Origin of the sequence: Nostoc edaphicum CCNP1411 (assembly GCF_014023275.1) — a bacterium.
In the GTDB taxonomy this organism is placed as follows: Bacteria; Cyanobacteriota; Cyanobacteriia; order Cyanobacteriales; family Nostocaceae; genus Nostoc; species Nostoc edaphicum_A.
Genome location: NZ_CP054698.1, coordinates 5,200,117 through 5,221,969 on the forward strand (window position 1 = coordinate 5,200,117; position 21,853 = coordinate 5,221,969).

The window sequence follows — 21,853 nt, forward strand, 5'->3', positions numbered from 1 at the left end:
TTGACAGTTCAGTAGTCTGAAACGACGAGCAGTCAAAATTTATTGTCCCTACTCCTCATTGCCCATTTCATCAGTGTTCAAACAAATCCTTAAATTGCAACAAATCTAAGGAAACTATAGTTGGTAGAAATTGAAAACATTCTTGAGCAATTTCCCAACGTTCTTCTCGTTTGAGCATTTCTATTAGCTTCTGCTGCACACTAATTAAGTAGCGCACATCATTGGCAGCATAACTTAGTTGAGCTTCAGATAAACTAGCGGCGTTACCCCAATCAGAACTTTGAGAGCTTTTATCCAGTTCCACTTGTTCTAATTCTTGCACCACATCTTTGAGTCCGTGGCGATTTGTATAAGTACGGGCTAACTTGCTGGCAATTTTGGTGCAAAAAACCGGCCCAACCTGAATCCCCAGATTGGCTCGCAAAGTGGCAAGGTCAAAACGAGCAAAGTGAAATACTTTTACGACATTCGCCGCTTCTAAGAGTTTTTTTAAGTTTGGAGCGTCTGCTTGTCCTTTGGCTATGCGGATTGCAGTCACTTTCCCCTCAAGGTTACACAGTTGGACGAGACACAAGCGATCGCGCAACGGCAATAATCCCATCGTTTCTGTATCAACTGCGATCGCCGTCGATTCTAAATACTGTTCAAGGGCTGCGTCACTAAGGTCGCGATCGCTCACCTGAAAATCTGGTAATGTCATGAATTGTCCAAAAATAATAGCAGTGTCCAACAGACAAAAGTATTGTCAGACAATACATTATTATTGTGCAAACAAATTAAAAATTAAATCTACCTAGCCCGAAAGAAAAGTTGTGTAAGGTAGACTTCGCCTTGATTATTAGTAGCAACGCCAATTCCAGTAAGGTTGTAATTTCCTTTAAGATTCTTTAGGTGTCCGGGGCTGTTGATCCAACCAGTAACAGCTTCCTCCACGGGGTTGCTATATCCCCGATTGAAAGCAACATTTTCCGCCGCACTGTTGTAGCGAAGAGTGATAGCTTTGACTCGCCCTTCAAACCCCTGATGGCTAAATGGGGTTTTACCTTTAGCCATATTTTGACTATGAATTCTTGCCTGTCGAGTGATACTAGCATTTAGGGTCAACTTTGGCAGTCCTTTAGAAGCCCGATATCGATTAATTTGCTCAAATACTGATTTTTCTAGCTCCGTAGTTTTAAAAGTAGGAGTCGATATTGCAACCTGACTGGAAAAAAGCGACAACAGCTTATTACGGGTGGATGTATTTGTAGAAGGATGATTTGGTATCGGAACAGTCGTTAATCCACTAGCAAGGACAAGCGCACTTAAAGCGATGCCAAAAGCAGTTTGTCGGAACATGGAGAATTGCGTAATGTGTAGAGATATAAGACTTATACTCTACCTCATTGTTCCGACGATATATACCACGATACTATTAAGGATTGATGAATTTCGGCAATTTGGCTATATCCTTTACGAGGAACACAAATAATCATTTCTAATTGTCAATACTTCAATAGGTCAACTTCATGAAAACCATGCTTACTTTTGCTGAGAATTTCAGATTTTCATGCATTACTAAAAAAATAATGTAGTATTCAATAGACAAATGTCATTGAAGCTACATTACTCAATATTTAACAAAAGATTAGCTAACAAGGAAAAAACCGAAATTTTGCTACACTTTTGGGATCTATCTTGGTGTCATAAATATTTGTGTGAAGTAAACTTTGCCTGTACTTGTGACAGCAACACCAATCCCCGTCAAGGTATAATTCTGATTTCTGATATTGGCAAGATGCCCTGAACTTTTGAGCCAACCTTGTACAGCTTTCGTAGCAGGATCAGGATATCCCTGGTTGTAAGCGACATTTTCACCAGCTGCCCTGTAAGGAATACCGGTTGCTACAACACGCTGTGAAAATCCAGTATGTCCAAAGCCAACTTTACCGTTAGCCATGTTCTGACTGTGAATCCTGGCTTGATTGTCGATCTTAGGATTACGAGTCAGCGCTAGTCGCCCTTGGGAAACTCTGTAGCTATTAATTTGGTTGAAAACTGACTGTTCTATCGCGGCAGTGTCATAGCTCAATGCTGCAATTTTAACAGTATTATTTGATAGTTGTGAAGATAGCGGCGTAAAAGTTTGATTTGTTACAGGAGTAGCGATCGCCCCACTACTAAGAGCAATAGTGCCTAAAGCAACGGCGTAGATTGTTGTTTTAATCATTTGCTGAAAGTAAAGTTCCAGACAATCTAACCAAACTACTGCCAATGTGACAAATTGCTTATAGGTCTATATACTCCTGTTTATACCGTTTTTTGTTCAAAAGTTACCAAAAAACGGTTACATTCGCGACTTTACGAAAACTTTGTAATGTTCATGAAAAATTTACATCTATCACTAGTAGTATTTTTTCTGTACAAATGGCATAACTTTCTCCACTAAAACCTCTGAGTGCCTAGCTTTGGTTGAGGGTTTCTAACTCTTCCTGTACCACACGCAACACCCGCGCAATATATTCTGCACGCCACTGTTCCCGTTCCTTAGTTACTTTGGCATCCGGCTCGTAAGCTTCAATCTCAGTAGCCGATAAAATACCTTTAACCTCTAGCAACCGTTCAATGGTGTCTAGCCGCTCATGCAGCACGGATACCTCGCCAGTTAAAGCCATGACGATCGCTAACAATTTATCAGTTTGCGGATTTTCTAGATAAACAGGCCGTTTACCCTTGGCTATTTTTGTCATCCTAATACCAATTCTCCAAAAATCAGACCACACATAGAAAAGAAGGAAACTCAGAGAAAATCTGACTTCCTCAATTACGAATTACGTTAGCGACGTAGGAGCGTCATTACGAATTACGAATTACGAATTACGAATTCTTACTTAGTTGCAGCAACTACAAACCAAGTGCCTTGGCTGCCTGAGTTACTTACTTTTGCCTTCCATGCCCCATTAGGGACAAATTTCTCAAATACTTTATCTGCTGCAAAACCAGCCTCAGTAGCTAGCGGCACTAAATCTAAATCGCGTACAGCACTCCAAAAGGGTTCGTTGTTGTTAGCGGTTTCCCAATCATAAATAAACTGTGTATAAATATCCATGTGACGATATAGGGGTGCTTCCACATGGATCATCATGCCGCCAGGAGCCAGTAGACGATAAGATTCTTGCATAACTTTACGCACAGATGGCGGGGGAATTTCATGCAGCAAAATGTGAGAAACCACTAAGTCAAATGATTCATCCGGAAAGTTAGTATGTTCGGCATTTTGTTGAGAGAAGTGTACCCGTTTTCCCAAGGCTTCGGCTCTTGCATGAGCGTAACGCAACATAGATGCGCCTACATCTATGGCATGGACTTCTGCATCTGGAAAACCATCTGTGTATGGTAATGTGCTATTGCCAACAGAACATCCCATATCGAGAATTTTTCGGGGTCGAAAGTCTGGATACTCTGGTAGGAGGTAGTTCTGGACTATAGATAGCCCCATATCATCGTTGAGCGGCCCCAACCAACCTAAACCATAAACGTAAGCGCCGCGATCGTAGGTTGCACCGGCAGCGACATCATCATCTGTGAATTCACTGTGATATCCTCCGGGCATACAGTGAATGTCTACAGCTTTTTGATGAGTAGGTATTTGAAAATTTGGGTCGAGGGTTAAAGTACCGAGTTCATTACCCTTGTCTTTGGAACGCTCGATTAACTCTGGTAGCTGTCTGTCAACATTGGCATTTACAGCATCCCATAACATTTCCTGGTTGATGCGCTTAAGGGCACTAGTCCAGCGATAGTAGGGTTCGTGCTGCATTACTTCCCGAATTTCATAACGATTCTGGGGAGGACGCTGATGCTCTTGTTCAAACTTCGGCTTGCCTAGTTTTTCATAAATTACTTTATTACCAGGAGAGATATTCCTGAAAATGTGCATTTTCAGACTTTGCACAAAGTTTTGGCGTGCCAACTCGTCGTGAGTAGGTTGCGGTAGCATCGCGTGTTGGAATTGTTGATCCATCATTGCTTCCTCCCAAGAATTTTAAGTATATTTACGCGGGATTTAATAACTTGGCTACTGTTTGTACATCCTTATCACCGCGTCCAGAGCAGTTAATTACAATCCGAGGACTGTCGGTTAATTGAGGACAGAGGGTTTCGAGGTAGGCGATCGCATGGGCTGTTTCCAATGCTGGGATAATTCCCTCCAATTTCGATAATCGCTGGAATGCTGCCAAAGCCTCTGCATCCGTCACACTATAGTATTCAGCGCGACCAGTATCCTTTAAATAGCTATGTTCTGGGCCCACACCGGGATAATCTAAACCTGCACTAATTGAGTGTGCCTCAATGATTTGCCCATCTTCATCTTGCAGCAGGTAGCTCATTGCTCCGTGTAATACACCAACTCGTCCTTTTGTCAAGGTTGCAGCGTGTTTTTCAGTATTAACACCTTCCCCGGCTGCTTCAACCCCAATGAACCGTATAGAAGACTCATTCATAAACTCGTAGAATAGTCCCATAGCATTGGAACCACCACCCACACAAGCCAAGAGAATATCAGGCAATACACCCCATTTTTCCATTGCTTGGGCGCGAGTTTCTTGGCCGATTACTGCATGGAAATCACGTACCATCATCGGGTAAGGATGGGGCCCTGCTACCGAGCCGAGAATGTAGTGAGTGGTTTCCACATTTGTCACCCAATCGCGGATTGCTTCAGAAGTGGCATCTTTCAGGGTTCCAGTCCCCGCTTCCACCGGGCGCACTTCTGCTCCCATCAGCCGCATTCTGAAGACATTTAAAGATTGGCGTTCCATATCATGAACGCCCATGTAAATTACGCATTCCAGCCCAAAACGAGCGCAAACTGTAGCTGTGGCAACTCCGTGTTGTCCAGCGCCCGTTTCGGCAATAATCCTTTGCTTACCCATGCGTTTCGCCAACAATACCTGACCAAGGGCATTATTGATTTTGTGAGCGCCAGTATGATTTAAATCTTCGCGTTTTAAGTAAATTTGTGGGCCCGTGCGATCGGGTCTGGCATAATGAGCAGTCAAGCGTTCAGCAAAATACAATGGTGTTGCACGTCCCACATAGTCCCGTAATAACTGCTGTAGTTCTGCTTGAAAACCAGGGTCATTGCGGTATTGCTGATAAGCTGTTTCTAATTCAGCAAGGGCAGGCATGAGCGTTTCAGGTACATATTTACCGCCAAAGCGCCCAAAGCGACCTAGCATATCGGGAACTTGAGCAGTTGAACTTGGAGATAGGGGAGTGGTAGTCACAGGCTGTTTTTGATGACGGGAATGACTTAATTATTATAGAAAGTCTGGGGTATATCTGGGGATTGGGGATTGGGAAGCAGGGGAAGAAGCAAGGGAGCAGGGAGCAGGGAGCAGGGAGAAAGGGAGAAAAGTTTTCCCCTCTTCCACCCGCACCCCGCCCCTCTGCCTCTTTTCAATGCCCCATGCCCAATGCCCCATGCCCAATGCCCAATGCCCAATCCCTTGCAATGGATTTGTGATGTTAGCCTAGAAATTGATATCCCCGCAGAATGGTTGCGTAGAAGTTTCCACTGCCTTTGAAATTTTTCTTAACATTCATTTTATGTCTTCTTCCAATCCCAAATCTTCCGACAAAGGCTTTGTCTACCGCGAATTTGGCAACGACAACTCCGCGGCTACAGAAAGACCAATTCCAGAACTACCCCCACAACAACAAAATCTTAAAGTACAAGCTTCCCGCAAAGGACGCAAAGGGAAAACCGTCACAGTAATTAGTGGTTTTCAAGTCAAACCGGAAACTTTGGCAGATTTGGTGAAGCAGTTGAAAACCCAGTGCGGCACAGGTGGGACAGTTAAAGATAACGAAATTGAAATTCAGGGCGAACACAAGCAGAAAATTTTCGATATTTTGACCAAGCTAGGTTACAAAGCCAAAATCAGCGGTGGCTAATGTTAAGTACGGTTTACCGCATCTAAATCATGACCTAGATTAACAGAGAGAATGTTATCTTTGAGAGGTACAAACATGCTTGAAAAGTGATGAATAACTTCACCAACAAGCTGTCTTTTGTGAGATTAATAGGAGGTTTAAATGGATTTAGTTCGGATTTTGTGTGCCATTTTTGTGCCGCCTTTGGGAGTTTTTTTACAAGTAGGCTTTGGCGTAGACTTTTGGATTAATATACTTTTGACGCTTTTTGGTTACATTCCTGGAATTATTCATGCAGTGTGGATAATTGCTAAGAAATAATTCTTTGTGGGGTAGGTTGGAGGCTCTGCATCCAGTGATAAATTGAGTCAGGGCCTCAATGAGTACATTTCCATACGGAGCATGGAAATAAGGAAAATAAATTACCTGCTTTGTATTTGTAAGTTTTATTAAACAAAAATCTATAATAATCTTGAGCGTATTGGTTCAGCTTTTGTCTAGCGGTAAATACCGAATTAGCTCTCATTTTTTAACATAGCATAAAGTCTAAACTCTAAAAGCAAGGGGCAGATGTGTAACTGCCATTGCACAGTTGAGACATTCAAATCTTTGATCAACCCAGTGCTTATATCTAGTACCCAACCATGAACCATAGGCGCTTTTCGCTCATGGAGTACCTGACGCATGATAGAAGTTTGGTAAAGATTTTTCACTTGCGCCACAACATTGATTTCTGCCAAACGATTGAGACGTTCTTCTCTTGTTGGCAAGGTATCAATTTCTTCTTGTTTTTGTAAATACAGTTCCCGAATCGGATTTACCCAGTTATCAAGAATTCCGATGGTTCTCCCTTCTAAAGCGGCCTTAATTCCTCCGCAATCGTAGTGACCACAAACGATAATGTGTTCCACTTTAAGATGTAAAACTGCGTATTCTAAAACGGCTAAAAAGTTTATATCCGTTAGAGAAACTTGATTGGCAATATTACGATGTACAAATAACTCTCCGGGTTCTGTACGGGTAAATCTTGTTAATGCCAGACGACTATCAGAACACCCAATGTATAGAAAAGGTGGTGTTTGTCCATTAGATAATTCTTCAAAGTAAGTTGGATCTATAGCTAGCTTTTCGGCAACCCAAGCCTGATTATTTCTGAGTAGTTCGTGAATGCTGTTATATTTCATCTTTCGTTAAATTCGAGAGAGAATCTCATCAATATTTTAACTGATCTACAATTTCTTCTAAATCAAGATGAACTTTTTCAGAGCTAAAATATTATAAAGATGATATTTTTTCTACAGCATTAATATTATTTTTGTATAAATTGTCAAAAGCTAAGTTAGTAGTTAGAGAAACAATAACTATGTATAAATTGAGTGAACTAGCTCAATAAAGTAAAATCTATATCAACTAAACTTTAAGCGTTAAAGCTGCCGATTTCAAATACTAATTTAGGATTTCTATATATTTTTACAATGCAGAGAAAGTTCTGTAACTAGAGTCTATATAGAGGATTTTAAATCACACCCCAAACCGTGCCTTTGGGTCAAGCAAGTGTGGCGGAAATTTTGAGTACTTACCCCTTCAATACACAGAGACATTTTCTGATAATGGTAATATAACTTAACTAAAGATGCCAAATTTAAGGTTGAGATATTAAGTTATCAGCTTCAATCGGGAGCAACAACTTTGCTATCGTTATGGTGGTTGATCGACCAACGGTGATCAATAGTTACAGAGGAAAACTCGCAAATTTCTTCTAGTCGCTTTTGCTGCACAGCAGCTTTACGGAGAGTAATAATTAGCTGATTGACCTGATGCCTTAAATCTGGATTATCATTGACTGCTAACATAGTTTGTCTTTCTAAAAGTTGAAGTATAAGTTCGTAGTGAATAGGTGAAGGTAGAGGAATTTGCTCCATGAAGTTAAATTTTGATTTCATATTTGGGATTTTGTATTAATGAGAGTTTGTCTCTTATTAATGAATTGTTACATAATAAATAACTAGTTGCTTATGGCTTGGATTTGATTAGCAATGAAGATTTGGCAAAGATATTGATGATACTTGATGGCAAAGTGCTGCGTGTCTACGCATAGTGTGCCCAATTGCTCAACTATTCTGTGCAGTTAGTTGCCCTGCGCTCCTTATTAGCGCAGGAGAGGTATAACTTTTCAGAAATTCCTCGGTAATATACGGGCGATCGCAGCGCCGGGATCTGGTTGTTTTACCAAAGATTCTCCAATGAGTACAGCGGATGCACCTGCTGTAAGCACCAAACTCAAATCCTCTGGGTTGTGTAGTCCTGACTCGCTGACAACAAGGATGTTTTTCTCTTGCAATTGGCTACCTCTTGCAGCCAAAAGTTGGCAAGTGGTTTGCAGGTCAACAGAGAAATCTTCTAAATTACGATTATTGATTCCTATCAAGGAGACCCCATCTAAGGCTAACACACGGTCAAGTTCTGCCAAACTATGGACTTCAATCAAGGTTGCCATTTTTAGATTGTTAGCAATTTTGAGGAAGTATTTCAAATCTTGATCGCTGAGAATAGCTGCAATCAACAAAATAGCATCTGCACCCTGAACTCGCGCCAAGTATATTTGGTAAGCGTAAACGATAAATTCTTTGCACAGTAGGGGCAAATCTACGGCAGCCCGAACTTTTGCTAAGTTATCAAAACTACCTTGAAAGAACTTGACATCTGTCAGCACAGAAAGACAACTGGCACCACCTTGCTGATAAGATTGGGCGATCGCTACTGGGTCAAAATCTTCTCGTAAAACGCCTTTGCTAGGTGAAGCTTTTTTGACTTCGGCAATCAATGCTGGATTAGTTTTACCTTGGCGCAAGGCGGCGACAAAATCACGGGTTGGCGGCGCGGTAAGTACCTGTTTAAGCAATTGCTGCAAAGGAACTTTTTCCCGCATTTGGTCATATTCTACTTCTTTCTGCCAGACAATTTCCTCCAAAATGTGGTTTGGCGCTGCATCAGGTACGACAGCCTGATAACGCAATATAGATACATCAATAGCTGGGTTAGGTGAACGGCGGCGAATTTGCATAATTTGTCATTAGTCATTGGTCAGTGGTCATTTATCAATGGTCATTTGTCCTTGTTTATTAGCAAAGGACAAATGACAAAGGACAAATGACTAAATGGCTCGTTTATAAGCTTCGTCCAGGACTTCTGAGAGTGTCGGGTGGGCGTGAACTAGATGTGCGAGGCTTTGGACAGATTGACGGTTTGCGATCGCAGCGGATGCTTCGTGAATTAAGTCTGAGGCGTGCAGTCCGAAAATGTGGACTCCTAAGACTTCTCCTGTATCTTTGCGATATATCACCTTGGCAATACCGTCGGCTTCATTTTCTGCCAACGCTTTGGAATTCCCTTTGAAGTAACTCCGACTTGTGGCAATTTCAAACCCTTCGGTTTGTCCCAACTCCTTAGCTGCGGTTTCTGTTAAGCCCACATAGCTAACTTCTGGGTGGGTAAATGCTGCTGCGGGGATGCTGCGATAGTCTACTATTCTTTCCCTCCCAACTATATTTTCTACCGCAATGATGCCTTGAGCAGAAGCCGCGTGTGCTAACATCATCTTCCCATTCGCGTCGCCAATTGCCCACAGATGCGGCACTACTTCACCAGATGACAGAACGGCCATGCGATCGTCAACTGGGATAAAGTTCCGCCGATCAACTTCTACACCCACAGACTCTAAACCAAGATTTTTGGTCGCTGGGATGCGTCCCGTAGCCACCAAGCAAGCATCTACTTCGATGACATCTACATCTTCTTTGGTTTTAAAATCTGCTAACTCAATCACCACAGGTGAACCAGGAGTGACTTTTTTGGCGTATATCCCCACTTTCGTTTCAATATCGCGGGGAGTAATCAGCACCCGTTCAGCAAGTTTGGCAATATCGCGGTCAAATCCTGGCATTAACTGATCTAGGGCTTCAATCAAGGTGATTTCACAACCCAAAGCTGAGTAAATATCAGAAAATTCTAAGCCGATGTAACCACTACCAATAATCGCCACCCAATCTGGTAACGACTCTAACTTGACACCTTGATCGCTGGTAAAGACAGTTTTGCCGTCTACTTCAATTCCTGGAGGCACAAAAGGAATTGAACCGGGGGAAAGAATGATGTCTTTGGCGGTGATGGTTTTTTCACCACCGTCTCCGGTAACAGAGACTTTTTGCGCCCCAGCAATTTTTCCCCAACCTCTGATGATATCGACTCCTAGACGTTTGAGGCTGTTGGTTAAGTCGCCTTGAATTTTCGAGACGAGATTACCAGCATGATTAGCGATCGCTTGGCGATCAAATTCCACGCTTCCAACTTGAATTCCTAACGACTTGAGGTGGTGGGCATCACGTAACTCCCGCACACGTCCAGATGCCGCCAGCAACGCTTTAGAAGGAATACAGCCCCGATTAACACAGGTTCCTCCCATATCAGCAGCTTCAATAATCGCTGTTTTCAGACCGCAACTTACGGCGTGTAAGGCTGCGCCATGTCCGCCTACACCAGCGCCGATAATTACTAAATCGTAATCAAATTCTTGACTCACCTTAGTTTCCCCGTGTGCTTCGCCTATTTATTCTCAACTTGACCGACAATCAGCGCAACCCCTTTAACAGTTATCAGTTATCAAGGAAGGCAGGAGGCAGAGGGCAGAAACTCTTTATATCTGATTTTGAGTCCTGCATTTTGTACCTTACTTATTTGCAAATTACTGTATCAGTGAACACTGGTAACTAATTTAGATCCCTACCATACGCCTGATAACTATTTCCTGATTTAAGGTTCGGGTTTTGCTAACTTAGATTATGATTCAATCACTTCTGGCGAAAAGATGGATGTTTTCAGTAATTATAGTCAAATCTAGATACTTATTTTTTTAGACTTTAGAGTGGGGACTGGGGACTGGGGACTAGGGACTAGGAAATAATATTAAAAATACTATTTTCCAATTCCCAATTCCCAGTACCCAATTCCCAGTACCCAATTCCCAATTCCCAATTCCCAGTACCCAATTCCCAGTACCCAATTCCCAGTACCCAATTCCCAGTACCCAATTCCCAATTCCCAATCCCCACACCTTTTTATTTACAGCACGTTAGCTGAACACCTAAGCTGGATTTAGCTTAAACAAAAAGAAGCCCCACATCTGACCCGAAGGGCAGTGTGGGATGAATTTTTGGGTGATGACGAATTGACCAATAACTAATTCAATCCGCAGGATTGACAGGGCAGTTGGTCGATGATAACTCAGCGTTAGCGAGTCCGCGAGCGTCGGAATCACCATTTTTTATGCTTGGTAATGTGTCGATAAGCTCGTCTATCACTTGAGTCATGGTTTTATCTGCATACTCTGCATATTGCTTGAGCTTATTGAATCTACGCTCTGACATTCTTAATCTTAATTGCTTGTTTTTCATATTGGTTACACGATGGATACACTTTATGTTATGCTACTTTCAGGTCGAAGAACAGAAGGCAGAAAATGAAAACCTCATACCAATACAAAGTCAAACCAACTGCATTGCAGGCAGAGAAAATAGATAAAACTCTGGAAATGTTGTGTTTTCAATATAATTATTTGCTGGCTCAAAGGTTTGACTGGTACGAGATGAATCGCTGTCCTGTTGATAGATGTTCGTTAATCTGTCATCTGCCAGAGTTAAAAGAACAACCTAACTATTACAATCAAAAAGCAACTCTTGTTCAACTCAAAGTAGATAGACCTTGGTACAAAGAAATTCACTCTCAAGTACTACAAGAAGTCCCTAAGAAGGTTGAATTAGCTTTTGATAGATGGATAAAGGGCGACGTTAACGGTAAAAAGTCTGGTAGGCCCAGATTCAAAGGAAAAGGGCAGTACAAAACATTCACTTATACCCAATTTAAAAGACATCATTTTGTTAATAACAAAATCACGCTGTCAAAAATTGGTGATATCAAGGTGATTGTTCATCGCTCAATACCTAAGGGGTTTGATATTAAAACTGTGTCTGTCACCAAAAAGGCAGATGGCTACTATGTAACTTTAAGCCTTAATGACAAAACAGTTCCCACAATCAAGCCTGATTTTAATCCTGACAAGATCGTAGGTATTGATGTAGGTTTAATTGATTTTTATGTAGCGTCAGATGATTCTAGAATTGCTGCACCGAAACATTTGCGCAAAGCTGAACGTAAATTAAAATCAGCACAGCGTAAGGTATCAAGACGCAATAAAAGCTCTAATCGACGTAAAAAAGCTATTCAAAAATTGGGTAAGCAACACAAAAAAGTTGCTGATACTCGGAAAGACTTTCACTTCAAAATAGCTAAAGCACTACTTGATAAGTATGATGTCATAGCTGTGGAAAAGTTGAATATCAAAAGACTAGCTAAAACAAGATTGGCTAAAAGTGTCAATGATGCTGGTTGGGGACAGTTTGTAACCATACTTTCAAACAAAGCCGAAAATGCTGGTTTGAGGCTAATAGCTATAAATCCAAACGGCACAAGCCAAGAATGCTCTAGTTGTGGTCAAAAAGTAAAGAAGCTGCTATCCCAAAGAAAACATAATTGTCCTAATTGTAAGGTCAGTTTGTGTAGGGATTTGAACGCAGCTATCAACATAAAGAACCGTGGGGCACACGGTCTTAAAGCTCAGTCAATGTCTTCCTAGAAGAGTCGCTGAGAAGCCTACACTTTCTGCGTTCGCGAAGCGTCTCGTAGAGAAGCAGAAGTGTAGGAAATGTCACGATTGATCCAAAAGATTTACGCAGGCGATCGCTCGATGTCTATTCCCCAAATTAGTGAATTTACTATCCGCCGTCATGCCAACGCCAAATCTTTCCAGCGGGGCGAGGCATACTATGAGGCTGGTGCTGTCAGTACTGTTATCCAACGTGGTCATCTGCTTCAGGCAGATGTTGCAGGTAGTCAAGCTAGACCTTATCATGTCAACCTGAATTTCGATAGCAGTGGGTTAACTTCAGTCAACTGTACCTGTGCTTACAACTTTGACGGGTGGTGCAAACACATTGTGGCAACGATGCTTGTCTGTGCGCGTAACTCAGAAAGTATTGAGCAGCGCCCCACCCTAGAACAATTACTAAATCGCCTAGATTATATCGAAACTCAAAGGCTGTTGCAAGAGTTGGTAGCTGAATACCCACCAATGATTGAGGCGATTGACCGCCATGTAAGTTGGATGACAAATCCTACTGACAAGCTAACAACTATAAAATCTCTGCGCCGCAATACTATTGATCCGATTCCGTTTCGGCGGCAAGTACGGCAGATTCTCAAGAATACCGTGCGCTACTTTGAGGAGGGGTACGAAGAAGACCCAATTGCTGAGGAATTGCTGAGTGTAGTGCAAACTGCCGTAAATTTTAGCGAACGGGGAGAGGGTGAAAATGCGATCGCTATTTTGTCAGCGATTACCTCTACCTGTGTGGAAAATTGGGATGATGTTGCAGAATACGGTGCTGAAAACGATGAACTTGTGGAGGAATTGAATCATGCTTGGTGTGAAGCAATTCTCAGCACCGAACTCACTCCAGAAGAAAAGGTTGATATTCAAATAAATTTAGAAGCTTGGCAAGATGACTGGAATGTTGATTTTGGTCTAGTTATGGAAGCTTTACGCCAAGGTTGGGATTATCCACCATTAGTAGAAGTTCTTCAAGGTAATATTACCGAAAGGGGAGCTTGGGAAGAAGATGTGCCAGACTACGCTGATGATTTGGCACTAATTCGCCTGAAAATTCTTGAACGTCAGGAACGTTCTCAAGAATACCTGTATTTAGCAGAAGCAGAAGGGCAAACCCAGCAATATCTGACAATGCTAGGGCGTTTGGGTAGGGTGGAAGAAGCAATTGATGCTGCTCAAACCCAGATGATTTCAATGGAAGAAGCTTTTGCCCTAGCGAAAACACTCAGTGTTCAGGGGGCATTACAGCAAGCACTAGATATAGCCCAGAGTGGATTAAATTTACCAGGTAATTCTCAGTACGAATTGGGGATTTGGACAAGTGATTTAGCTCTGGAGTTGGGTAATAGTGAAGCTGCTTTATTAGCAATCAAGGCGGCTTTTCAAGTGAAGCCCTCTTTTGTTGACTACCAAAAGATGGCAGAATTGGCTGGGGAAAACTGGGAAAGTGTCAAAACAGACTTGCTGAGAATTATCCGTACTGATAGCGGTTGGGGAACAGAATCGGCCAAGGTGGATATATTCTTATATGAAGGGCTAATTGATGATGCCATTGCGATCGCTAGTGAACTCAGTTCTTATGATTCAGAGTTGATTCACCGAGTTATGGATGCTGCTATCTCTCACAATCCTAGTTGGGTGATTGCTAATGCTCGTCGCCGTGCCGAAAAGATTATGGATGCAGGTAAAGCCGAATACTACTATTACGCGGTTGAATGGTTAAAAAAAGCACGTAATGCCTACTTAAAATCTGGGAAGAAAGCTGACTGGTTAAGCTATCGGGACAATTTGATGCAAACCCACGCTCGTAAACGTAAATTGATGGGAATGTTTAAGCAGAGGGATATGGAGTAACCTGAGTTTTTTCATACACAAAGCCCTAATTGCTCTAAATACTTGAGGTCTATTTCTCCCGCAGCAATAGATAATTTCAACATATCTGCTTGCTGATGCAGATTGAACATTGTCAATACTTTTAAGTCTGCAATAACCAGATAATTTCGCTTTTAAATTGAGATTTACCCAAGATATTAACTTTAGCGGCAGAAGATGAAGTAAGATTCACATCTGAGGCAGTCCCCCTATAATCCCATAGTTTCTGACAAAAAATAGTCCAGTGCGATGATTGATAAATATCCTCAGAATCTTATAGTGTCCTGCTTACCGCTGAGTATGCTTGTATTTCTCAGCAGCATATCTTCTAGTCCACTGCAAGCTCAGGTTGTTGATACTACACAATTACCAACTAGTAATTTCATCCTGTCACAACAATTCCCACCACCACAGGATGTCCAACCACCCGCACCTTTGCCAACTCCCTCACCTGAACTGCCACAGCCACTTCCCCCACCAGCAGAATTATTTCCGCCCTCTGCCCCAACTCCCACACCTGAAGAACCAATCCCCGGCAACTTTCCTCAAACTATTGTTGTGGAACGGTTTGAAGTTGTTGGTAGTACAGTCTTCAGTCCCGAAGAATTAGCCAAAGCCACTGCTGAATTTACCAAACGACCGATATCGCTGACTGAAGTTTATCAAGCACGTTCTAAAATCACTGAGTTATACGTCAACAATGGTTACATTACTTCTGGAGCCTATATCCCACCCCAAACAATCCAATCTGGTGTTGTCAAAATTCAGGTGGTCGAAGGTAAATTAGAAGACATCCAGATAACTGGAACTAGACGGTTGAATCAGAATTATGTCCGCAGCCGACTAGCAATAGCGACATCACAACCTCTCAATCGCCAGCGTCTACTAGAGGCACTGCAACTTTTGCAACTTAATCCTTTGATTCAAAATGTGACTGCGGAACTCTCCGCAGGATCACGGACTGGTGCAAGTCTCTTAGAAGTTAAAGTGACCGAGGCAAAAACCTTTAGTAGCCAAATAGTTCTTGATAATGGGCGATCGCCTAGTGTTGGCAGTTTCCGCCGCCGATTACAATTAAATGAAGCCAACTTATTGGGGCTGGGAGACTCTCTGGGTGTAGCTTACACTAATACCGATGGTAGTAACTCCTTTGATGCCAGCTATACATTACCACTCAATCCCCGCAATGGAACCCTCACCTTAAACTATGGCATCACATCCAGTAATGTTATTGAACCTCCTTTCAACGTTTTAGATATCCAATCGGATTCTCGCTATTACGAATTGACATTCCGCCAGCCCATAGTTCAAACTCCTACACAAGAATTCGCTCTTGGGTTGACAGCCTCGCGACGGGAAAGTGAAGCTTCTTATATTGAAGTAGAGCGACTACCTTTTCCCGGTTTAGGTGCTGATGAACAAGGACGCACCAGGGTATCTGCGTTGCGATTTTTTCAAGAATGGACGAGTCGTAATAGCCGTGAAGTCATCGCCCTCCGTTCTCAATTCAGTTTGGGCATAGATGTATTGAATCCCACAATTAATCCAAATCCTCCCGATAGCCGTTTTTTTGCTTGGCAAGGACAAGCGCAGTGGGCACGCCTTTTAGCTCCTGAAACCTTATTTTTACTCCGTTTAAATACGCAACTCGCATCCAGAACACTTTTGCCTTTAGAGCAATTTGGCTTAGGTGGGCAGGATAGCATTCGCGGCTACCGTCAAGATTACTTACTGACGGATAATGGTACTTTTCTTTCTGCTGAAGTTCAAGTACCGATTCTGCGCTTACCTCAGATAGATAGCACCCTACAGGTTGTCCCCTTTGTGGATTTTGGTGTTGGCTGGAATAGTTCTGATAGAGAGAATCCTGATCCTAATACTTTAGCTGCTGTTGGTCTGGGGTTGCGTTGGTCACAGGGCGATCGCTTCACCCTTCGTCTTGACTGGGGAATTCCTTTAGTATCTGTTAACTCAAACGAGAGAACATTACAAGAAAACGGCCTGTATTTTAGTTTACTCTATAATCCTTTTTAAAATTAGGCTTATTCTCCTTCCTTTCTCTACAAAAGTCTGTACCAAGCAACGGGGATTCCCGCCATTAAAGCAACTCGCTCGCGTGCGATTCAGACGATGCTTGGTGGGCTGGATGTATTGATAGGTTGACTCCATAAAAAATTAGGCTCATTAAATTCACGGGTGTCGAGAATAATAACTCGCGAGTGTATTGAGTTTTTGCACTACGAACAAAAATAGGTAATTCAGTATCTAGGGACATAGTGTTTTCTCTAAAAGTCCACAAACCATCACCGCAACTGGACTTTCTGTTATAAACGGTTCAAACACCTGCCCCAGCAACATCTCGATTCTCAACTCAGCAGATTTTCACCTCTTTTGAGCAAACTACAAATCAAGCTATTACATAACACCTTGAAAGGTCTAATTCTAAGGGTAATAGACTTGTGAACAAAAAAATTGAGTATTTTCACTGAAGATATCTACGTATTGTCACTGTATTCTTGTCAAAGAAAGAACCGAACTGCCACATTATTAAGAAAATATAAAGGTATGGATTAATACGTAGATTTTAGACTAAAACATCCATTAACTTAAGATTCAAGAGATTTAAAGAAAAGATATGTCAGATAAAGTTGCTAAAGAGTTGGCAGATTTTTTGCTGCAAATAGAACAGCGATCGCAGTTTCATGCAGGTTATCCGTATAATTTAAGTTGTGACTACAGTGCGATCGCAAAATTTTTTAATTTTCTGTTAAATAATGCTGGAGATCCATATATTGAGCCAGATTTTGGTCTTCATTCTCGTAAGTTTGAGCAAGAAGTATTATCTTTTTTTGCTCACCTCTATAAGATTCCAGAAAATCAGTTTTGGGGTTATATTACTGCTGGCGGGACTGAAGGTAATTTATATGGAATGTTTTTAGCAAGAGAAATCTACCCTAATGGGATTCTTTACTCCTCAGAAGACTCTCATTACTCCATACCCAAAGCAGCCAAATTATTTCGCATTCAACATAATGTTGTTAATTCACAAATTAATGGAGAGATGAATTATGAACATTTTGAAAAACTAATTAGTGAGAATCGTAGTTATCCAGCGATTATCAATTTAAATATTGGCACTACTGTCAAAGGTGCGATTGATAACTTAGACAAAGTTCTAGAAATTTTAGAGCGCAATCAGATTAAAGATTACTACATTCATTGTGATGCCGCTCTTTCAGGATTAATATTACCATTTCTAGATGGCGCTCCGCAAGTTAACTTTCAAAAACCTATAGATAGTGTAGCCATTTCTGCTAAATTCATTGGTTCTCCCTTGCCTTGCGGTATAGTTTTAACTAAAAAGAAATGGGTAGAAAAAGTTGAAACAGCAATTGAATATATTGGTTCAACAGATACAACAATTCTGGGGTCTAGAAACGGTCATACCCCTTTGATTCTCTGGTATGCAACGAAAACAAGAGGTTATGATGGATTAGCTAGAGAAGCAAAGACCTGTATTGATAATGCCCAATATCTTTTCCAACAACTTCAAATCAGAGAATATCCATGTATGCTGAATAATTTTTCCAATACTGTAGTCTTTCAAAAACCTTCTCAAAGGTTAATTAAAAAATGGCAGTTAGCGATTTTTGAAAATTGGGTACATATTGTAGTCATGCAGAATATCGATAGAAATAAAATTGATGCTTTTGTGAGCGAACTTTTATTAGAAGAAGGGTTAGTTAATAACGCAGAGAATTTCCAGCGACAGTCAGTACTACACTAATATAGATTCTCAAGTGAAATTGATCGCCCAATTTTACAAAGTGTTTCTCTAAGCAGAATTTGATCCCAAGACTTTATCTTTTTAAAAAGTTTTTGGAGCATAAGTTAGCAGCAAGTAGTCTTTCTACTTCTGCACGTTCCATCGGTGGTAAGAAAAAATACCCTTGTCCATAATCACATTGTAAAGCCTTCAATTGTGCCAATTGCTCTACAGTTTCTATCCCTTCTGCTGTTACAGACATATTTAAATTATGGGCTAATGTCACAATCGCTCGAATAATTTCTAAATTTTCTCCTCGACTACCTATACTGGTGACAAAAGAGCGGTCAATCTTAATGGTTTTGATTGGTAGACGGTGTAGATAACTCAAGGATGAATAGCCAGTACCAAAGTCATCCATGTGTGTCTCGACATTCAGCGCTGTTAACTGGGAAAGCACAGTGGTAGCTAATTCAAAATTATCCATCAACAAAGTTTCAGTAATCTCCAATTTCAAACAGCATGGCTCCATTCCAGTTTGCTGCAAAATATGTTTAACCTGTTTAAATACATCGGGTTGCGTGATTTGTTTACCAGAAAAATTGACGCTAATTGTCAAAGGTGGTGAAGTAGGAAATTGTTGATGCCATCTGTGCATTTGATGACAGGCTTCATAAAGCACCCATTCCCCGATACTAACAATCATTCCCGTTTCCTCAGCCAGGGGAATAAAATCTTGCGGGGAAATAAGTCCTCGTTCTGGATGATACCAACGTATCAGTGCCTCAAATCCAATAACTTTGCCAGTTGTTAGTGAAACAATTGGCTGGTAGTCAAGACGAAAATCTTCTTGCTTGAGCAGCGCATGACGTAAAGCAGTTTCTAATTCCAAGAGCAAAGCTGCACCCTCGTGCATCTTTGGGTCAAAAACCTCATAACGCGCTTTACCAAGTGCTTTGGCACAATACATTGCTACATCGGCATCGCGTAGAATCTGTGCTGCTTGCTCATAATCTCTTTTACTTAAAGCGATGCCAATACTAACATTAGTAAACACCCGATGCTCGTTTAATTGAAATGGCGAAGCTAGCACCTTTTTAATTCGCTCGGCTACATGTATAGCGGTGCTGATATCTTCAATTTCCTCAAGTAATATTGTGAACTCGTCTCCACCAAAACGGGCAACTATGTCTCCGACTCGCAGAACTGACTTTAGCCGATGAGAAATTGCAATCAAAAGTTGATTTCCTTGCAGATGTCCAAGGCTGTCATTAACAACTTTAAAGCGGTCTAGGTCTAAGAAGAGTACAGCAAATAAATAATTATTTTGCTGTTTACTCTGTTCTATTGCCTGCTGTACCCGCTCCATAAATAATCTTTGGTTAGGCAATCCAGTTAGCCCGTCATGAAGACTATTGTGTAGTAATTGCTCTTGTGCTTCTTGACGCTTGATAATGTCTTGTTGAAGTTGTTGATTAACTCTAATAAGTTCAATGGTGCGTTCTAGCACCAACTGCTCAAGCTGATAACGGTACTGGACTAATTCTTCCTCTGCTAGCTTCCGCTTAGTGATATCACGGACAATTACAATATATTCCCGTAGCTGGGAATTAAATGGCTGTGAAATAGTCGATTCAACAATTCGTAAACCTTGGTTTATTCTTAAACTTTGCTCACTTCTAATAGACCATTGTTCCGGTGTACCGCGATAGCACATTAGGAGTTGATTCAAGTTTTTCCCAAGCAACTGTTGAATGCTTGTTTCAAATAATTCTTCAGCAGCAGCATTGGTTTGACAAATTATACCTTTTTCATCTAAGACTAAAACCGTATCTGGAACGGTATCGAGAGTAGTGATAAATAAGTTTCTTGCTTGTTTGCGTGCCTCATCAATAGCAATAATTTGTGGTAAAGTTGTCCAGCAAGCGATCGCTACCCCTGTAAAAGATAGTGTCACTAACAGAATAGCTAGTAAAGAGTTTTGAGGATTAGTAGAAAGTCTATCTAATAAATCGCGGATAACCCAACTGATTGTGGCAGTAATACAAATTAATGATACTAAAACAATCACTTGTAGTACCACAAAGTCTGAGTTGTTTTTAATAGCTCTAGTGTCGTAACGCTGTGTCCACCATTTGGGGTGTAATGGTGCAAATCTTAAGCGACGTAGGGCTACATCTCCTATCATCAGAATAATGGGTAATAATAATCCTACTAAAAAATCTATCCAATTCCAAGCTAAACCTCCCACTATGAGAACTACTGCTTCTACTAAGAAAAAACTAAGTGACCACCAAGGCCATAACACGTGTGGTTGTCCCCGACACAGCCATAATCCCAGATGTAGTCCCATAATGGACATGAGATAACAAGTACCTGCTACTGTGACAAGTTGAGATATATTTCCCAAATTGAGACAAAGCAAACTGAGTAAAAAGGTAACTAAAATAGCAGGACCAAGGACACCTTGACGGGAAACTAATGCAAATATGGGAGAAATCTGTCTATCTAAGGCAAGCTGGTATAACATCCGAGGAGAGTTGGAAACTGCCGTAGCAGAACTTAGAAGGCAAGATATAGTAATTAGAAGTGTTACTAGAAAGGAGGCGGACTCACCCCAAAAAGGTTTAGAAGCCTCTACCAGATTTAAGAACGCATCATCACCTATTGTTGGATTTGGAGCCGAACACATTAATACCCAAGAACCACCTAGAAAGACTGGAGGAATTAACCAAGCCGCTACGGTTAAGAAACTTAAAGTTTTATATGGGTGGCGGCTATCAGCAACAAAAGAAGAAGTGGTTTCACAAGCAAAAATTGAATAGCTACCTAGAAAAAACCACTTTGCCCATTCTTCAAAGCTCAGGCTATGTGTGCTAATTGGGAGAAATTTAAAACTAGAAGTTGAGAAGGCTAACCATAGTACACCTTGAATACAAAATAATAACAGTAATAAAATTGCTGGGAATACAAAAAATAAATGCAGGAGTGCTAAAGCACGCGTGCCACTGAAAGCCAAAATAAAAGGAATCGCTGTAAATAAAACTTTTAATAAATTTTCTGGAAAAGAAATACCTAATGGTTCAAAATTGACTTTAATTAGGTTGGTGAGAATAATTGCGTATAGTGCTGGTGCTGCTGCCCAGCTAAAAAAATATCCTAATGCTACGTAACGGCCTAAAGCAGGAAAGTTCTCTAATAGCCTTGTAGTGTAGTTTGGTGTTCCTCCGGCGACATCTGACCAATGTCTACCTAGACTTTGTACCTGCAAGTTAAGCAAAAAGGAAACGATCGTGCCAAAAAACCAAACTAAGATAGCTTTAGGCCCTAACGCTGCATGAATAATCGGCGCAGTACCAATCCATCCAACATGACCCGTTAACCCAAAGCCCCAGGTTTCGAGATAACTCAGAGTCCGTGGTAGGCGCATTAGCAAATGCTGATTTTTCTCTGCCCGTGCAGAATCGTTACTAACCATTTTTTCTTAGTGAGATTTACTGACCTTTTCACTCAATAACTGAATCTCACTGCTTATAGCTTCCGTATAACTGCTGAACTTTAGGAAAAAACAACTT

Annotated in this window: 18 protein-coding genes; 6 read left to right on the forward strand and 12 right to left on the reverse strand. The window is 41.3% G+C overall.

The genetic code is table 11. From position 1 onward, the window contains the following. Positions 1 to 70: 70 nt before the first annotated feature. From HUN01_RS24580 to trpB, 6 genes are all read right to left on the reverse strand, one after another. A complete protein-coding gene (locus HUN01_RS24580; RefSeq protein ID WP_181928376.1) occupies positions 71 to 700 on the reverse strand; it encodes a ribonuclease D in 630 nt (209 codons plus the stop codon). 89 nt (positions 701 to 789) lie between these two features. Further along, positions 790 to 1,338, reverse strand: coding sequence for a CAP domain-containing protein (locus tag HUN01_RS24585; protein ID WP_181928377.1), 549 nt, complete (start codon positions 1,336 to 1,338; stop codon positions 790 to 792). A 334-nt stretch (positions 1,339 to 1,672) separates the two neighbouring features. Beyond that, the gene (locus HUN01_RS24590; protein WP_181928378.1) at positions 1,673 to 2,209 is read right to left on the reverse strand and encodes a CAP domain-containing protein; all 537 of its coding nucleotides are present in this window, start codon (positions 2,207 to 2,209) and stop codon (positions 1,673 to 1,675) included. Positions 2,210 to 2,441: 232 nt separating this feature from the next. Then, positions 2,442 to 2,729, reverse strand: a complete 288-nt coding sequence (locus HUN01_RS24595; protein ID WP_069072143.1) for a hypothetical protein — start codon at positions 2,727 to 2,729, stop codon at positions 2,442 to 2,444. Between the two features lie 137 nt (positions 2,730 to 2,866). Then, positions 2,867 to 4,006, reverse strand: coding sequence for a class I SAM-dependent methyltransferase (locus tag HUN01_RS24600; protein WP_203219499.1), 1,140 nt, complete (start codon positions 4,004 to 4,006; stop codon positions 2,867 to 2,869). Positions 4,007 to 4,034: 28 nt separating this feature from the next. Beyond that, positions 4,035 to 5,270 (reverse strand): tryptophan synthase subunit beta, encoded by a 1,236-nt coding sequence (gene trpB / locus HUN01_RS24605; protein WP_181928379.1) that lies wholly within the window; start codon positions 5,268 to 5,270, stop codon positions 4,035 to 4,037. 322 nt (positions 5,271 to 5,592) lie between these two features. Between trpB and HUN01_RS24610 the strand changes: the two genes are divergently transcribed. Next, a complete protein-coding gene (locus HUN01_RS24610) occupies positions 5,593 to 5,940 on the forward strand; it encodes a translation initiation factor (protein ID WP_069072140.1) in 348 nt (115 codons plus the stop codon). A 141-nt stretch (positions 5,941 to 6,081) separates the two neighbouring features. Next, positions 6,082 to 6,240, forward strand: a complete 159-nt coding sequence (locus HUN01_RS24615) for a YqaE/Pmp3 family membrane protein (protein WP_069072139.1) — start codon at positions 6,082 to 6,084, stop codon at positions 6,238 to 6,240. 194 nt (positions 6,241 to 6,434) lie between these two features. Here HUN01_RS24615 and HUN01_RS24620 read toward each other — a convergent pair whose 3' ends face one another. The 5 genes from HUN01_RS24620 to HUN01_RS24640 all read right to left on the reverse strand — a co-directional run bounded on the left by HUN01_RS24620 (position 6,435) and on the right by HUN01_RS24640 (position 11,369). Then, positions 6,435 to 7,103: a carbonic anhydrase gene (locus HUN01_RS24620; protein ID WP_181928380.1), complete on the reverse strand. Its 669-nt coding sequence runs from the start codon at positions 7,101 to 7,103 to the stop codon at positions 6,435 to 6,437. A gap of 486 nt (positions 7,104 to 7,589) precedes the next feature. After that, positions 7,590 to 7,841 carry a DUF5340 domain-containing protein gene (locus HUN01_RS24625; RefSeq protein WP_069072137.1) on the reverse strand — a complete coding sequence of 84 codons (252 nt, stop codon included), beginning with the start codon at positions 7,839 to 7,841 and terminating at the stop codon, positions 7,590 to 7,592. A gap of 251 nt (positions 7,842 to 8,092) precedes the next feature. Next, positions 8,093 to 8,983 (reverse strand): indole-3-glycerol phosphate synthase TrpC, encoded by an 891-nt coding sequence (trpC, locus tag HUN01_RS24630; protein WP_181928381.1) that lies wholly within the window; start codon positions 8,981 to 8,983, stop codon positions 8,093 to 8,095. Between the two features lie 90 nt (positions 8,984 to 9,073). Beyond that, positions 9,074 to 10,498, reverse strand: a complete 1,425-nt coding sequence (lpdA, locus tag HUN01_RS24635) for a dihydrolipoyl dehydrogenase (protein WP_181928382.1) — start codon at positions 10,496 to 10,498, stop codon at positions 9,074 to 9,076. Between the two features lie 661 nt (positions 10,499 to 11,159). Next, positions 11,160 to 11,369, reverse strand: coding sequence for a hypothetical protein (locus HUN01_RS24640; RefSeq protein ID WP_181928383.1), 210 nt, complete (start codon positions 11,367 to 11,369; stop codon positions 11,160 to 11,162). Positions 11,370 to 11,434: 65 nt separating this feature from the next. On the opposite strand from HUN01_RS24640, the gene HUN01_RS24645 reads away from it, so the two are divergent. The 4 genes from HUN01_RS24645 to HUN01_RS24660 all read left to right on the forward strand — a co-directional run bounded on the left by HUN01_RS24645 (position 11,435) and on the right by HUN01_RS24660 (position 18,299). Next, the gene (locus HUN01_RS24645) at positions 11,435 to 12,607 is read left to right on the forward strand and encodes an RNA-guided endonuclease InsQ/TnpB family protein (protein ID WP_181928384.1); all 1,173 of its coding nucleotides are present in this window, start codon (positions 11,435 to 11,437) and stop codon (positions 12,605 to 12,607) included. Between the two features lie 111 nt (positions 12,608 to 12,718). Then, on the forward strand, positions 12,719 to 14,494 hold the full coding sequence (locus HUN01_RS24650) for an SWIM zinc finger family protein (protein ID WP_181932806.1): 1,776 nt from the start codon (positions 12,719 to 12,721) through the stop codon (positions 14,492 to 14,494). 267 nt (positions 14,495 to 14,761) lie between these two features. Continuing rightward, positions 14,762 to 16,546 (forward strand): ShlB/FhaC/HecB family hemolysin secretion/activation protein, encoded by a 1,785-nt coding sequence (locus tag HUN01_RS24655; protein WP_181928385.1) that lies wholly within the window; start codon positions 14,762 to 14,764, stop codon positions 16,544 to 16,546. A 601-nt stretch (positions 16,547 to 17,147) separates the two neighbouring features. Beyond that, positions 17,148 to 18,299, forward strand: coding sequence for a histidine decarboxylase (locus tag HUN01_RS24660; protein WP_181928386.1), 1,152 nt, complete (start codon positions 17,148 to 17,150; stop codon positions 18,297 to 18,299). A 73-nt stretch (positions 18,300 to 18,372) separates the two neighbouring features. Here HUN01_RS24660 and HUN01_RS24665 read toward each other — a convergent pair whose 3' ends face one another. Beyond that, complete coding sequence (locus tag HUN01_RS24665) at positions 18,373 to 21,756, reverse strand: EAL domain-containing protein (RefSeq protein ID WP_181928387.1); 3,384 nt, start codon at positions 21,754 to 21,756, stop codon at positions 18,373 to 18,375. Positions 21,757 to 21,853: the final 97 nt, after the last annotated feature.

Excerpts from the sequence above, each read along its gene's own strand:
- HUN01_RS24580 (WP_181928376.1), bottom strand. The coding sequence starts at position 700 with ATGACATTACCAGATTTTCAGGTGAGCGATCGCGACCTTAGTGACGCA.
- HUN01_RS24585 (WP_181928377.1), bottom strand. The coding sequence starts at position 1,338 with ATGTTCCGACAAACTGCTTTTGGCATCGCTTTAAGTGCGCTTGTCCTT.
- HUN01_RS24590 (WP_181928378.1), bottom strand. The coding sequence starts at position 2,209 with ATGATTAAAACAACAATCTACGCCGTTGCTTTAGGCACTATTGCTCTT.
- HUN01_RS24595 (WP_069072143.1), bottom strand. The coding sequence starts at position 2,729 with ATGACAAAAATAGCCAAGGGTAAACGGCCTGTTTATCTAGAAAATCCG.
- HUN01_RS24600 (WP_203219499.1), bottom strand. The coding sequence starts at position 4,006 with ATGATGGATCAACAATTCCAACACGCGATGCTACCGCAACCTACTCAC.
- HUN01_RS24610 (WP_069072140.1), top strand. The coding sequence starts at position 5,593 with ATGTCTTCTTCCAATCCCAAATCTTCCGACAAAGGCTTTGTCTACCGC.
- HUN01_RS24615 (WP_069072139.1), top strand. The coding sequence starts at position 6,082 with ATGGATTTAGTTCGGATTTTGTGTGCCATTTTTGTGCCGCCTTTGGGA.
- HUN01_RS24620 (WP_181928380.1), bottom strand. The coding sequence starts at position 7,103 with ATGAAATATAACAGCATTCACGAACTACTCAGAAATAATCAGGCTTGG.
- HUN01_RS24625 (WP_069072137.1), bottom strand. The coding sequence starts at position 7,841 with ATGGAGCAAATTCCTCTACCTTCACCTATTCACTACGAACTTATACTT.
- trpC (WP_181928381.1), bottom strand. The coding sequence starts at position 8,983 with ATGCAAATTCGCCGCCGTTCACCTAACCCAGCTATTGATGTATCTATA.
- HUN01_RS24640 (WP_181928383.1), bottom strand. The coding sequence starts at position 11,369 with ATGAAAAACAAGCAATTAAGATTAAGAATGTCAGAGCGTAGATTCAAT.
- HUN01_RS24645 (WP_181928384.1), top strand. The coding sequence starts at position 11,435 with ATGAAAACCTCATACCAATACAAAGTCAAACCAACTGCATTGCAGGCA.
- HUN01_RS24650 (WP_181932806.1), top strand. The coding sequence starts at position 12,719 with ATGTCTATTCCCCAAATTAGTGAATTTACTATCCGCCGTCATGCCAAC.
- HUN01_RS24655 (WP_181928385.1), top strand. The coding sequence starts at position 14,762 with ATGATTGATAAATATCCTCAGAATCTTATAGTGTCCTGCTTACCGCTG.
- HUN01_RS24660 (WP_181928386.1), top strand. The coding sequence starts at position 17,148 with ATGTCAGATAAAGTTGCTAAAGAGTTGGCAGATTTTTTGCTGCAAATA.
- HUN01_RS24665 (WP_181928387.1), bottom strand. The coding sequence starts at position 21,756 with ATGGTTAGTAACGATTCTGCACGGGCAGAGAAAAATCAGCATTTGCTA.